Raw genomic sequence first — 13,820 nt, 5'->3', positions numbered from 1 at the left:
CGTGTCGAGTGCTTTTGCGTCTGCTCGGCAGGGAAACCGGGGCCAACTAGGCTGGTCGGGTGCGATTCCTCGACGGCCACCGGCCTCCGTACGACCTGACCTACGACGACGTCTTCATCGTCCCCAGCCGCTCCGACGTCACCAGCCGCTTCGACGTCGACCTGTCCACCGCCGACGGCACCGGGACCACGATCCCCGTCGTGGTCGCCAACATGACCGCGGTGGCGGGACGGCGGATGGCCGAGACGGTCGCCCGCCGCGGCGGCATTGTGGTGCTGCCGCAGGACCTCCCGATCGAGGCGGTCAAGCAGACCGTCGACTTCGTCAAGAGCCGTGATCTGGTCGCCGACACTCCGGTCACCCTCGGGCCCGAGGACTCGGTGTCCGACGCCGTCGCCCTGATCCACAAGCGGGCCCACGGCGCGGCCGTCGTCCTGGCCGACGGCAGGCCCGTCGGCCTGGTCACCGAGGCGGCCACCATCGGCGTCGACCGTTTCGCCCGGGTCCGCGATATCGCGGTCACCGATTTCGTCGTCGCTCCGGTACACACCGACCCGCGCCAGGTGTTCGAAAAGCTCGAGCACGCACCGGTCGACGTGGCCGTGCTCACCGGCGACGACGGATCGCTGGCCGGGGTGCTCAGCCGCATCGGCGCGGTACGCGCCGGCATCTACCGTCCCAACGTCGACGACGCGGGCAGGCTGCGGATCGCCGCGGCGGTGGGCATCAACGGCGACGTGGCGGCCAAGGCGCAAGCGCTGGCCGAGGCCGGCGTGGACGTCCTGGTCGTCGATACCGCGCACGGCCACCAGCTCAAAATGCTCGACGCGATCAAGGCGGTCTCGTCGCTGGGCCTGGGCGTCCCGCTGGCCGCAGGCAACGTCGTCTCCGCCGAGGGCGCCCGCGACCTGATCACCGCAGGAGCGACAATCGTCAAGGTCGGAGTGGGCCCCGGTGCGATGTGCACCACCCGGATGATGACCGGCGTCGGCCGCCCGCAGTTCTCCGCTGTTCTCGAATGTTCCAACGCCGCACGGCAACTCGGTGGACACGTCTGGGCCGACGGCGGAGTCCGCCACCCCCGCGACGTGGCACTGGCGCTTGCGGCGGGCGCCTCCAACGTGATGATCGGCTCCTGGTTCGCCGGTACCTACGAGTCCCCCGGCGACATGATGCACGACCGGGACAACCGCCCTTACAAGGAGAGCTACGGCATGGCCTCCAAACGCGCGGTCGCCGCGCGCACCAGTGGCGACAGCGCCTTCGACCGCGCCCGCAAGGCGCTTTTCGAAGAGGGCATCTCCACCTCGCGGATGGCCCTGGACCCCGACCGCGGCGGTGTGGAGGACCTCCTGGACCACATCACCTCCGGGGTGCGCAGCACCTGCACCTACGTCGGTGCCTCCACCATCGCCGAACTGCACGAACGGGCCGTTCTCGGGGTGCAGTCGGCGGCCGGGTTCGCCGAGGGACATCCACTGCCGACGGGCTGGTGAGCCGGTCCGGGGGCCTCGAGCCGCTACCATAGGGATTTGTTCGAGCTCCAACGAGGAAAGGGATCTGAGTGCCGCAGGCACCCGTCGAGACCCTCGCGGAGCGGGCTGCCCGGACCGAGCAGGCACCGGACGAAGCCGACGCCGAACCCTCCTCTAGTCAGCCGGGCACGAGGCCCGGCGGCCTATCGGTGAGGACACCATGAGCGTCGTCACCATCCTGCTCAGCCTGCTCGGATTCATCCTCCTGACCCTCGGCACCGCGGTGTTCGTGGCGGCCGAGTTCTCCCTGACCGCACTCGAGCGCAGCACCGTCGACGCCAACGCCCGTCTCGGCGGGCGCCGCGACAAGATGGTCCAGCGGGCCCACCGGACGCTGTCCTTCCAGCTCTCCGGCGCCCAGATCGGCATCTCGATCACCACGCTGATCACCGGCTACCTCGCCGAACCGTTCATCGCCCGGCTGCTGGCCCCGGTGCTGACCTCGGCCGGGGTGCCCGAGCGCTGGATCGACGGCAGTGCCCTGACTCTGGCGCTGCTCATCGCCACCTCGGTGTCGATGGTCTTCGGCGAGTTGGTGGCCCAGTACCTTGCCGTGGCCGTGCCGCTGCGCACCGCGCGGGTGGTCGCCGGCCCGCAGGTGATGTTCTCGGTGCTGTTCGCCCCGCTGATCCACCTGACCAACAAGACCGCCAACCGGGTGCTCAAGCGGTTCGGCCTCGAACCCGCCGACGATCTGCGCTCGGCGCGCTCGCCTCAGGAGCTGGTCTCGCTGGTGCGCACCTCCGCTCGGCGGGGCGCGCTGGACCAGACCACGGCGTCGCTGGTGGACCGCTCCCTGCAGTTCGGCGGGCGCACCGCCGAAGAGCTGATGACCCCGCGCTCCAAGATCGAGTCGCTGGCGGCCGACGACACCGTGGCCGACCTGTTGGCGATGGTCCGGGACACCGGGCACTCCCGGTTCCCCGTCACCCGCGGTGACCTCGACGAGACGATCGGTCTGGTCCATCTCAAGCAGATCTTCGAGGTGCCGCACCCCGAGCGGGAGCGCACCCGACTTTCCGTGCTGGCCCGCCCGGTGCCGGTGGTGCCCTCCACGCTCGACGGTGACGCGCTGATGTCGGAACTGCGGGCCACCGGCCTGCAGACCGCGCTGGTGGCCGACGAATACGGCGGCATCGCCGGCATGGTCACCGTCGAGGACCTGATCGAGGAGATCGTCGGCGACATCCGCGACGAGCACGACGAGTCGACCCCGGACGTCGAACGCGTCGGCGACGGGTGGCGGGTTTCGGGCCTGCTGCGCACCGACGAGGTGGCCGAGGCAACCGACTTCCGCGCTCATGAGGGCGACTACGAAACCATCGGCGGCCTGGTGATGCACGCGCTGGGCCACATCCCCGAAGAGGGCGAGTCGGTGGATCTGACCGGCTTCGACACCGAAGCGCCGCTCGACCGGCAGCCGCGCTGGACGGCGACCGTGGCGCGGATGGACGGCAGGCGCATCGACCTGGTCGACCTGGTGCCGGCCCCGGCCGAGCCGAGTCCGGAGGACGACGACTGATGGGCGACATCTTCGCGATCCTGCTGACCCTGCTGCTGATCCTGGCCAACGCGTTCTTCGTGGCTGCGGAGTTCGCCCTGATCTCGGCTCGCCGCGACCGGCTCGAGGCACTGGTCGAGCAGGGCAAGCGCAGCGCGCTGATCGTCATTCGGGCCGGTGAGAACCTGTCGGTGATGCTGGCCGGCGCGCAGTTGGGCATCACGCTGTGCTCGATCGTCCTGGGCCGGGTCGGCGAGCCGGCGGTGGCCCACCTGCTCGCCAAGCCGTTCGACCTGCTCGGCGTTCCCGACGCGGTGCTGCACACGGTGTCGTTCGTCGTCGCGATCACGGTGGTGGTGATCCTGCACGTGTTGCTCGGCGAGATGGTGCCCAAGAACATTGCGCTGGCCGGCCCGGAGAAGACCGCCATTCTGCTGGTGCCGCCATACCTGTTATGGGTCAAGGCAACCCGGCCGATCATCGCGTTCTATGACTGGTGCGCACGGATGACGGTGCGGGCGATGGGCATCGAACCCAAGACCGAGCTGGAGAACACCGTCTCGATGGTCGAGCTCTCGGAGATGATCGCCGAGTCGCTGTCGGAGGGTCTGCTGGACCCCGAGGAGCACACGCGCCTGTCGCGGGCGCTGCAGATCCGCAACCGGGTGGTCAACGACGTCGCGGTGCCGCTGGCCGAGATCTTCTCCGTCGCGGTCGCCGGCGAAGGTGCCCGACCCACTGTCGCCGCCATCGAACAAGCCCTGGCCACGACCGGGTACTCGCGCTTCCCGCTCACCGACCCCGCCGGGCAATTCGTCGGCTTCGTGCACATCAAGGACGTGCTCGACCAGATCGACGACCCCGGCGCGGTGATCGACGGCTCGGCGGTGCGGCCATTGCCGCAGCTGCCCGCTGACATGCCACTGCCGGACGCGCTGTCCCGGTTGCGCCGGGACAACAGCCACTTGGCCATGGTCACCAGGGCTGATGGCAACGTATGCGCGATGGTGGCGCTGGAGGACCTCGTCGAGGACCTGGTCGGCACGGTTCGCGACGGGATGCATCGTGCCTGAGCTCGTCCTCGCCGAGGACGACTGGCTCGACCGGGCCGCCGCGCACCGGGAGCGGGTCGAGGCGTTCACCGCGCCGCACCGCCGCCGCGCCCAACGTGGTGAAGCGCACCCCGTCTGGGATTTCCTGTTCACCTACTACAGTCTGCGGCCGCGCCAGCTGCGGGTTTGGCATCCGGGCTACGGCACCGCGCTGGCCGGGACGTCAGCCGCGCAGTACCTCAACCGCGCCGGCTACGTCACCACATCCTCCGGGGTCACCGTCGGCGAGTCCTACCTGCCGGCCAGGCTCGACACCGTCGGCTTCATCGCGGGTCTGCTGCGCGCCACCGCCGAGCGGCCGGCCCAGTACGGCTGCTTCGGCATGCACGAATGGGCGATGGTCTACCGCACCGACGACGTTCGCCACGACCGGGTGCCGCTGCGGCTGGGCACCGCCGGGACCGACGCCGTCGTCGAGTCAATGCCGTTGCGCTGCAGCCACTTCGACGCCTTCCGCTTCTTCACGCCGGCGGCGGCGCCGCGCAATCACGGTGCCCTGAGCCGCGAGACCCAGATCGACTGGGAGCAGCCCGCCTGCCTGCACGCGAACATGGACTTGTACAAGTGGGCTTACAAACTGGGCCCGCTGGCCGACTCACAGCTGCTGCTGAACTGCCTGCAGCTGGCCGCCGACGCCCGCGAGCTCGACATGCGGGCCAGCCCATATGACCTGACGGACTTCGGCTTCCAGCCGATCGCCGTGGAGGAGCCCGGTGGCCGCGCGGAATACGTGCGGCGCCAGGGCGCTGTGGCCGAGCGCGCCGCGCCGCTGCGCGCGGCACTGCTCGAACGCTGTGAGCAGCTGCTCAATGCCGCTGCCGGGGCACGAGGCCGCGTTACCGGCGGGTAAGATGAATTGATTGTCTTGAGGGAGGACAGATGACCGAACGCGTTTCCGTGGGCAACCTGCGTGTGGCCCAGGTGTTGTACGACTTCATCACCAACGAGGCGTTGCCCGGTATCGGTGTCGATCCCGACAGCTTCTGGTCCGGCGTGGACAAGGTGGTGGCCGACCTCAGCCCGCAGAACTCCGACCTGCTGGCCCGCCGCGACGAGCTGCAGGCGCAGATCGACAGGTGGCACCGCCAGCGCATCATCGGCGGCATCGACGCCGGTGAGTACAAGCAGTTCCTCGCCGATATCGGCTACCTGCTGCCCGAGCCCGAAGACTTCAGCATCGCCACTTCCGGCGTCGACGACGAGATCACCACGACCGCCGGCCCGCAGCTGGTGGTCCCCATCCTCAACGCCCGCTTCGCGCTGAACGCCGCCAACGCCCGCTGGGGATCGCTCTACGACGCCCTGTACGGCACCGACGTGATCAGCACCGAGGACGGCGCCGAGCCGGGCACCAGCTACAACAAGGTCCGCGGCGACAAGGTCATCGCCTACGCGCGCAACTTCCTCGACCAGGCCGTTCCGCTGGAAACCGGCTCGTGGAGCGACGCCACCGGCCTGTCCGTCGTCGACGGAGCTCTGCAGATTGCCCTCGGTGACGACCATTCCACCGGCCTGGCCAGCCCGGAGAAGTTCCTGGGCCACACCGGCACGCTCGGCTCGCCCGACTGGTCGGTGCTGCTGATCAACCACGGCCTGCACATCGAGATCCTGGTCGACCCGGAATCCCCCGTCGGATCCACCGACAAGGCCGACATCAAGGACGTCGTGCTCGAGTCCGCGATCACCACGATCATGGACTTCGAGGACTCGGTGGCCGCCGTCGACGCCGACGACAAGGTGCTGGGCTACCGCAACTGGCTCGGCCTGAACAAGGGCGACCTCGCCGAAGAGGTCACCAAGGGCGACAAGACCTTCACCCGCGTGCTCAACGGCGACCGCACCTACACCGCCCCTGACGGCTCGGAGTTCACCCTGCCCGGGCGCAGCCTGCTGTTCGTCCGCAACGTCGGGCACCTGATGACCAACGACGCCATCGTCGACGCCGACGGCAACGAGGTCTTCGAGGGCATCCAGGACGCCCTGTTCACCACGCTGATCGCCATGCACGGGCTGAACGGACAAAACAGCCGCACCGGCTCGATCTACATCGTGAAGCCCAAGATGCACGGGCCCGACGAGGTGGCGTTCACCTGCGAGCTGTTCAGCCGGGTCGAGGACGTTCTCGGGCTGCCGCAGAACACCATCAAGGTCGGCATCATGGACGAGGAGCGCCGCACCTCGGTGAACCTCAAGGCCTGCGTCAAGGCCGCCGCCGACCGGGTGGCGTTCATCAACACCGGCTTCCTGGACCGCACCGGCGACGAGATCCACACCTCGATGGAAGCCGGCCCGATGATCCGCAAGGGCGCGATGAAGACCCAGCCCTGGATCCTGGCCTACGAGGACCAGAACGTCGACGTCGGCCTAGCCACCGGGTTCTCCGGAAAGGCGCAGATCGGCAAGGGCATGTGGGCGATGACCGACCTGATGGCCGACATGGTCGAGCAGAAGATCGGCCAGCCCCGCGCCGGGGCCACCACCGCCTGGGTGCCCTCGCCGACCGCGGCCACCCTGCACGCCATGCACTACCACTACGTCGACGTCTACGCGGTGCACAAGGAACTGGCCGGCAAGACCCGCACCAGCATCGACCAGCTGCTCACCATCCCGCTGGCGGCCGAACTGGCCTGGTCGCCGGAGGAGATCCACGAAGAGGTCGACAACAACTGCCAGTCCATCCTCGGCTACGTGGTGCGCTGGATCGACGCCGGCGTCGGCTGCTCGAAGGTGCCCGACATCCACAACATCGCCCTGATGGAGGACCGCGCCACGCTGCGCATCTCCAGCCAGCTGCTGGCGAACTGGCTGCGCCACGGCGTGATCACCGAAGACGATGTCAGGGCGAGCCTGCGCCGGATGGCCGCGGTGGTCGACGAGCAGAACGCCAAGGACCCCGAATTCCGTCCGATGGCGCCGGATCCGGAGGGCAGCATCGCCTTCCAGGCCGCTCAGGATCTCATCCTGGCTGGTGCGAGCCAGCCCAGCGGCTACACCGAGCCGATCCTGCATCGCCGTCGCCGGGAGTACAAGGCCAGCGTCGGGGCCTGATCGGCTGTCGACTCGCCGCCGATCGGGGGCGGACCGCTGATCGCTAGACTCGTGCGGGATCCGGCGGCACACTTCGTGCGAACCGTTCGACGAAAGTAAGGATCACCTCACCGCCATGGGCAGGCACAGCAAACCCGGTCCCGGGGAATCCTTCGGTGAACCGGATGAGCCCGCCGACTCGTCGGACTCGACGGGTTACACCGCCGACGACGCCCCCGACTACGACGATCGAGGCGAACCGGATGCCACGGCCACCGCAGCCCGGCGGCGCGTCGCCGCCTGGGAGGGCGGCCACCGCAGCGAGGGCGGTCGGCGTGGTGTGAGCATCGGTGTGATCGCCGCCCTGATCACCGTCGTGGTGGTAGTGGGTGGGGTCATCCTGTGGCGCTTCTTCGGCGGCGTGCTGTCCCACCGCTCGACCGAAGCGGCCCAGCAGTGCCTGTCCGGCACCGCCAATGTCCCGGTGGTGGCCGACGCCTCGATCGCCGACAACGTCACGAAGTTCGCCGAGACCTACAATGCCCAGGCCACCCCGGTCGGCGACCGGTGCGTGAAAGTCGTTGTCACTGCGGCCGACTCCGACGCGGTGATCAACGGATTCGTCAGCAACTGGCCCGGCAACCTCGGCGAGCGCCCGGCACTGTGGATTCCGGCCAGCGCGGTGTCCTCGGCCCGGCTGCAGGCCGTCGCCGGCAAGGAGATCGTCACCGATGCGCGCTCCCTGGTCACCTCACCGGTGCTGCTCGCGGTACGCCCCCAGCTCAAAGACGCACTGGATCAACAGGGTTGGGGAGCACTGCCAGGGCTGCAGACCAATCCGACGGCCCTGGACTCGCTGGACCTGCCCGGCTGGGGACCGCTGCGCCTGGCCCTGCCGACCGCCGGGGACAGTGACGCCACCTACCTGCTGGCCGAGGCGGTCGCGGCGGCATCGGCTCCGCCGGGCGCCCCGGCCACCGCGGGCCTGGGCGCGGTCAACGCCTTGGTGGCCGGTCAGCCCAAGCTGGCCGACAACACCGCCGGGGAGGCGTGGAGGGCGCTGCTGGCTTCCGGAGACCCGGCTGCCGCCCCGGTGCATGCGGTGGCCACCACCGAACAGCAATTGTTCCAACGTGTTTCGTCGATCTCGGATGCCAAGGCGAACATCGCCGGCTGGCTGCCACCGGGTCCCGTCGCGCTGGCTGACTACCCCACCGTGCTGCTGGCGGGCAACTGGCTGGCCGAGGAGCAGGTCAGTGCGGCCAGTGAGTTCGCCCGCTACATGCGCAAGCCCGGGCAGCTCGCGGAACTCGCCAAGGCCGGGTTCCGCGCCGAGGGCACCAGCCCGCCGGGTAACGACGTGGTGAGCTTCGGGCCGCTGGGCGCACCGCTGGCCGCGGGTGACGATTCGGTGCGCGCCACGGTGGCCGCCGCGCTGTCCGCCCCTGCGGCGGGGGCAGCCACCACGATCATGCTCGACCGGGCGATGTCCGGGGACGAGGGCGGAAAGCCGCGGCTGGCCAACGTCGTGACGGCACTGGACAACCGGATCGGCGCGCTGCCGCCCAACGCCGCCGTGGGGCTGTGGACGTTCAACGGTGTCGCCGGCCGCTCGGTGGTGCCGATGGGCCCGCTGTCCGACCAGGTCGACGGTCAGCCACGCGCGGCCGCGTTGACGAACACCCTCAACGGGCTGTCGCCGGCCGGAAGCGGCGGGGTGTCGTTCACCACCCTGCGCCTGGTCTACGGCGATGCGCTGGCGAATTTCCGCCAGGGTCAGACGAATTCGGTTCTGGTGATCGTGCAGGGGCCGCATACCGACCAGTCGCTGGATGGCCCCGGGCTGCAGAACTACGTGAAGTCGGCCGTCGACCCGGCCAAGCCGGTGGCCATCAACGTCATCGACCTCGGTGACGACCAGGACCGTGCGACGTGGCAGGCGGTGGCCCAACTCTCCGGCGGGACCTACCAGAGCATCCCGGCGTCGGACTCCCCCGACCTGAGCACGGCCGTCACCTCGCTGCTTTCCTAGACCTCCGTCTTGCCACTGGCGAACCCTGGCGGGCGGCACAGGTGTGACGCTATCAGGCGAAGGCCTCCACCGGCGGGCAGGAGCACACCAGGTTGCGGTCACCGTAGGCGCCGTCGATGCGCCGCACCGGCGGCCACACCTTCGGCCGGAATCCCTTGCCCAGCGGGTAGGCCGCCTGCTCGCGGGTGTAGGGGTGCGTCCACTCGTCGACCAGCAGGCACTCGGCGGTGTGCGGGGCGTTGTGCAGCGGGTTGTCCTCGGCCGACCACTCCCCCGAGCCGACCTTGTCGATCTCGCCGCGGATGGCGATCATCGCCTCGCAGAACGCGTCCACCTCGGCCAGGCTCTCGCTCTCGGTCGGCTCCACCATCAACGTGCCCGCCACCGGGAAGCTCATCGTCGGCGCGTGGAAACCGTAGTCCGCCAACCGCTTCGCCACATCGTCGACCGTGACACCGGCGGCCTTGGTGATGCCGCGCAGATCAAGAATGCACTCGTGGGCCACCATGCCGTTCTCCCCGGTGTACAGCACCGGGTAGTACTCGTCGAGGCGGCGGGCGATGTAGTTCGCCGAGGCGATCGCCGTCAGCGAGGCGTCCCGCAGTCCGCGTCCGCCCATCATCCGGATGTAGGCCCACGTGATCGGCAGGATCGACGCCGACCCGTACGGGGCCGCCGACACGACATGCCCGTTCGGCAACTCCTCGGCAAGCGGATGGCCCGGCAGATACGGCGCCAGATGCGCACGCACCGCGACCGGGCCGACACCGGGGCCGCCGCCGCCGTGCGGAACGCAGAACGTCTTGTGCAGGTTCAGGTGACTCACGTCACCGCCGAACTTACCCGGCCGGGCCAGCCCGACCAGCGCATTGAGGTTGGCACCGTCGACGTAGACCTGACCGCCGGCGTCGTGAACGGCCGCGCAGATGTCGGCGATGTCGTGTTCGAACACCCCGTGGGTCGAGGGATAGGTGATCATCAGCGCCGCAAGCTTGTCGGCGTGCTCGGCCACCTTGGCGTGCAGGTCGTCGAGGTCGACGTCCCCGTTCTCCCGGCAGGCCACCACGACCACCCGCATGCCGGCCATCGCCGCCGAGGCCGCGTTGGTGCCGTGCGCGCTGGACGGGATCAGGCAGATGTCGCGGTGGGTGTCGCCACGGCCGGCGTGGTAGGCGTGGATGGCCAGCAGACCGGCGTACTCACCCTGCGATCCGGCGTTGGGCTGCAACGAGATTGCGTCGTAACCGGTGACCGCTGTCAACCAGCCCTCCAGATCGGCGATCAGCTTGCGCAGGCCCGGGGTGTCGCCGGCCGGGGCGAACGGATGCTGGCGGCCGAACTCCGGCCAGGTGATGGACTCCATCTCCGCGGCGGCGTTGAGCTTCATGGTGCACGAGCCCAGCGGGATCATGCTGCGGTCCAACGCGATGTCCTTGTCGGCCAGCGTGCGCAGGTACCGCATCATCTCGGTCTCGGTGCGGTACCGGGTGAACGCCGGATGGGTCAGGAATTCACTTGTCCGCGAGTCGATTTGGGGTCCGGAGTAATCCCCGGCCGGTGCGGCGCCGAAGCATTCCAGCACCAGCGCGACATGCTCGGAGGTGGTGGCTTCGTCGCAGGCGATGGAGACGTGGTCGGCGTCGACGCGCCAGATGTTGATGCCGCGGCCCTTGGCCTCGGCCTTCACGGCGCCGGCCCGGTTGGGCACCTGCACCAGGATCGTGTCGAAGAACGTGTCGTGCACCACCTCGACACCGGCGGCGGCCAGTCCGGCGGCAAGCGTGCGGGCATGTCCGTGCACGCGCCGCGCGATGCCGGTCAATCCGTCGGCACCGTGGTAGCTGGCATACATCGCGGCCATGATGGCCAGCAGCACCTGGGCGGTACAGATGTTGGAGGTCGCCTTGTCGCGGCGGATGTGCTGTTCGCGGGTCTGCAGCGACAGCCGGTAGGCCGGCGACCCGTCGGCGTCCACCGACACCCCGACCAGGCGGCCGGGCAACTGCCGGGCGTGCTTGCCGTGCACGGCCAGGTAGCCGGCGTGCGGGCCGCCGAAGCCCATTGGGACACCGAATCGTTGGGTGCTGCCGAACGCCACGTCGGCGCCGATCTCGCCCGGCGGGGCGATCAGGGTCAGCGCCAGCAGGTCGGCGCCCAACGCGATCAGGGCGCCGCGTTCGTGGGCCTGCTCGACGAGCTTCGACCAGTCCGTCACCCGCCCGCTGGCCCCGGGCAGTTGGGCGACGACACCGAAGAACTCGCCTTCGGGCAGCCCGTTGCGCAGGTCGGCGGTGACGATCTCGATGCCCAGCGGCTCCGCCCTAGTCGCCAAAATGGCCGCGGCCTGGGTGAGCAGGTCCTCGTCGACAGCCAGCCGGTTTGCCGATCCGCGCGACGCGCGGTGCATCAGCGTCATCGCCTCGGCGGCCGCGGTGCCCTCGTCGAGCATCGAGGCGTTGGCCACCTCCAGGCCGGTCAGGTCGGAGATCATGGTCTGGAAGTTCAGCAGCGCCTCGAGCCGTCCCTGGCTGATTTCCGGCTGGTACGGCGTGTACGCCGTGTACCAGGCCGGGTTTTCCAGGATGTTGCGCAGCAACACCGGCGGGGTGAGCGTGTCGTAGTAGCCCTGACCGATCATCGACACCGCGATGGTGTTGGCATCCGCCATCGCCTTCAGCTCGGCCAGCGCCGCGTGCTCGCCGACGGCGGCCGGCAGGCCGTCCAGCCCCGGCGCCAGACCGTCGGGGCCGACGGCGTCGAGAATTCCGGCGGGCAGTGCCTTGGCGGCGAGCTCGTCGAGTGAGGCCACACCGATCACGTCGAGCATGGCGGCAATGTCGTCGGAATCCGGTCCGATGTGACGATCGGCGAACAGTGGCTGGGTATGGTCGGACACTTCGAAGGACTCCTGACTGAGGGCGGACGCAGCCGTCTGTGGCGTCCTCTCCCTCTGTCGTCGACCCGGTTCGGGTGCCTGAGAGATTCGGCGCCGAACTCGGTGCCTTTCCCCATGGGCGGGTGACGTGCGGTCACCGCTTTCCAGAGGCATCGTGGCCACGCGCGGTCCGGGTGCCTGAGAGGTTGACGGAGAGGTGTTGCTCCTTCGGCGTCCGTGACTGGCGGCCACGGAACTCTCCCGCGCGGGGGCGATGCAGTATTGATCCTAGCCCGCTGGTCGGGTCATTCGCCGCGCTGCTCGCGAGGAGAAGGGCGTCAGCCGATCTTGCGGTCGCGGCTCTTGCGCCGCGAGGACAGCTCGTCCTCGGGCGCGGCGATCGACTCGCCGCCATCGGCGCGCTCGCCCGGGAAGTCGGCGATCACGCCGGTGAGCTCCCGCATCGCGCCGCTCACCGCGATGCCGAACACACCCTGACCGCCCTGCAGCAGGTCGACGACCTCTTCGGCCGAGGTGCATTCGTAGACCGTGGTGCCGTCGGAGAACAGTGTGATGTTGGCCAGGTCCTGGACGCCGCGCTGGCGCAGGTGGTCCACGGCGACGCGGATGTTATGCAGCGAGATGCCGGTGTCGAGAAGGCGCTTGACGATCTTGAGGACCAGGACGTCTTTGAACGAGTACAGCCGCTGGCTGCCCGAGCCGGCCGCGCCGCGGATCGACGGCACCACCAGCGAGGTGCGGGCCCAGTAATCGAGCTGGCGGTAGGTGATTCCGGCGATCTGGCAGGCGCTCGGCCCTCGGTAACCCACTAGCTCGTCGGGCACCGAATTGTCCGGGAAGAGACCCGGCTGCACCGCCTCGCCTACCGGGGCCGACCCGGCGCCGTCCACCTCGTAGCGACCCGCGGAATCGGAAAGACCGGTGCCGGCAAGATCCAGCTGTCCCTGACGTGGCTTCTCGCCCACGATGCTTCCTCTCGCCGTTCGAACCAGTGGCCCGCTGACCGCTCCACCAACCGCGTTTGCCCTAGTCCTAGTCCGAGTCCTCCGAGCATACGCTTATCGACGGGCAGTCGTGCTCGTCGTCGCAATCAAAGTATGGCCGCCGCAGGGCATGCTCCCCGGCATCCGCCGCGCGTGTCGAACCGCTGCCCACCCAGATGAGACGCATCCGTGATCTTGGTCGGCGACCGTGCTTTGCGAACCCGCGCCCGGACACCCGCTCAGGTGGCCTTGAAATCATCCGGGGAGACGCTGTCGAGGAACTCCTTGAATTTCTCGACCTCGTCCTCGCGGACGGCCCCTGCGCCTTCCTCGCCGCTCTCGTCGGGGATCAGCAGCCCGGCCTCGGCCAGCACCGCCTCCTCGACATAGATCGGCACGCCCATCCGCAAGGCGATAGCCACCGAGTCCGACGGGCGCGCCGACACCTTGATGTCGCGATCGAAGATCAGGTCGGCGTAGAAGGTGCCCTCCTGCAGATCGACGATTCTGACCTCCTTGAGCGAATGCCCAAGTGCGCCAATGAGATCTCGGATCAAATCGTGGGTCAGCGGCCGGGCGGGCTCCACGCCCTGCTGCTCGAGGGCGATCGCCGTGGCCTCCGACTGGCCGATCCAGATGGGCAGGTAGCGGTCTCCGTTGGACTCGCGCAGCAACAAGACCGGCTGGTTCTGGGGCTGCTCGACACGAATGCCGACCACACGAACCTCACCCAT

Annotated in this window: 9 protein-coding genes and 2 riboswitches; of the genes, 6 read left to right on the top strand and 3 right to left on the bottom strand. The window is 69.1% G+C overall.

Annotated features, from left to right (window positions below; translation table 11 throughout):
- Positions 1-59 precede the first annotated feature (59 nt).
- The 6 genes from K9U37_RS12650 to K9U37_RS12625 all read left to right on the top strand — a co-directional run bounded on the left by K9U37_RS12650 (position 60) and on the right by K9U37_RS12625 (position 9,207).
- Positions 60-1,496, top strand: coding sequence for a GuaB1 family IMP dehydrogenase-related protein (locus K9U37_RS12650; RefSeq protein ID WP_243071981.1), 1,437 nt, complete (start codon positions 60-62; stop codon positions 1,494-1,496).
- Positions 1,497-1,695: 199 nt separating this feature from the next.
- Complete coding sequence (locus K9U37_RS12645) at positions 1,696-3,057, top strand: hemolysin family protein (RefSeq protein WP_243071980.1); 1,362 nt, start codon at positions 1,696-1,698, stop codon at positions 3,055-3,057.
- On the top strand, positions 3,057-4,109 hold the full coding sequence (locus K9U37_RS12640) for a hemolysin family protein (protein ID WP_243071979.1): 1,053 nt from the start codon (positions 3,057-3,059) through the stop codon (positions 4,107-4,109). Before K9U37_RS12645 ends, K9U37_RS12640 begins: the two co-directional genes overlap by 1 nt.
- Positions 4,102-4,998 carry a 3-methyladenine DNA glycosylase gene (locus K9U37_RS12635; RefSeq protein WP_243071978.1) on the top strand — a complete coding sequence of 299 codons (897 nt, stop codon included), beginning with the start codon at positions 4,102-4,104 and terminating at the stop codon, positions 4,996-4,998. Before K9U37_RS12640 ends, K9U37_RS12635 begins: the two co-directional genes overlap by 8 nt.
- Before the next feature lie 29 nt (positions 4,999-5,027).
- The gene (locus tag K9U37_RS12630) at positions 5,028-7,196 is read left to right on the top strand and encodes a malate synthase G (RefSeq protein ID WP_243071977.1); all 2,169 of its coding nucleotides are present in this window, start codon (positions 5,028-5,030) and stop codon (positions 7,194-7,196) included.
- A 115-nt stretch (positions 7,197-7,311) separates the two neighbouring features.
- Complete coding sequence (locus K9U37_RS12625; protein WP_243071976.1) at positions 7,312-9,207, top strand: vWA domain-containing protein; 1,896 nt, start codon at positions 7,312-7,314, stop codon at positions 9,205-9,207.
- 52 nt (positions 9,208-9,259) lie between these two features.
- Here K9U37_RS12625 and gcvP read toward each other — a convergent pair whose 3' ends face one another.
- The 3 genes from gcvP to K9U37_RS12610 all read right to left on the bottom strand — a co-directional run bounded on the left by gcvP (position 9,260) and on the right by K9U37_RS12610 (position 13,820).
- Positions 9,260-12,103 (bottom strand): aminomethyl-transferring glycine dehydrogenase, encoded by a 2,844-nt coding sequence (gene gcvP, locus K9U37_RS12620; protein ID WP_243071975.1) that lies wholly within the window; start codon positions 12,101-12,103, stop codon positions 9,260-9,262.
- A 56-nt stretch (positions 12,104-12,159) separates the two neighbouring features.
- A riboswitch (glycine riboswitch) is annotated at positions 12,160-12,258 on the bottom strand.
- A riboswitch (glycine riboswitch) is annotated at positions 12,259-12,356 on the bottom strand.
- A gap of 64 nt (positions 12,357-12,420) precedes the next feature.
- On the bottom strand, positions 12,421-13,068 hold the full coding sequence (locus K9U37_RS12615; protein ID WP_243071974.1) for a MerR family transcriptional regulator: 648 nt from the start codon (positions 13,066-13,068) through the stop codon (positions 12,421-12,423).
- Positions 13,069-13,325: 257 nt separating this feature from the next.
- Positions 13,326-13,820 (bottom strand): bifunctional nuclease family protein, encoded by a 495-nt coding sequence (locus K9U37_RS12610; RefSeq protein WP_243071973.1) that lies wholly within the window; start codon positions 13,818-13,820, stop codon positions 13,326-13,328.

Origin of the sequence: Candidatus Mycolicibacterium alkanivorans (assembly GCF_022760805.1) — a bacterium.
Lineage (GTDB): Bacteria > Actinomycetota > Actinomycetes > Mycobacteriales > Mycobacteriaceae > Mycobacterium > Mycobacterium alkanivorans.
Note: the sequence above shows the minus strand (reverse complement) of the source record. Positions and strands in the feature narration are given on the sequence as shown.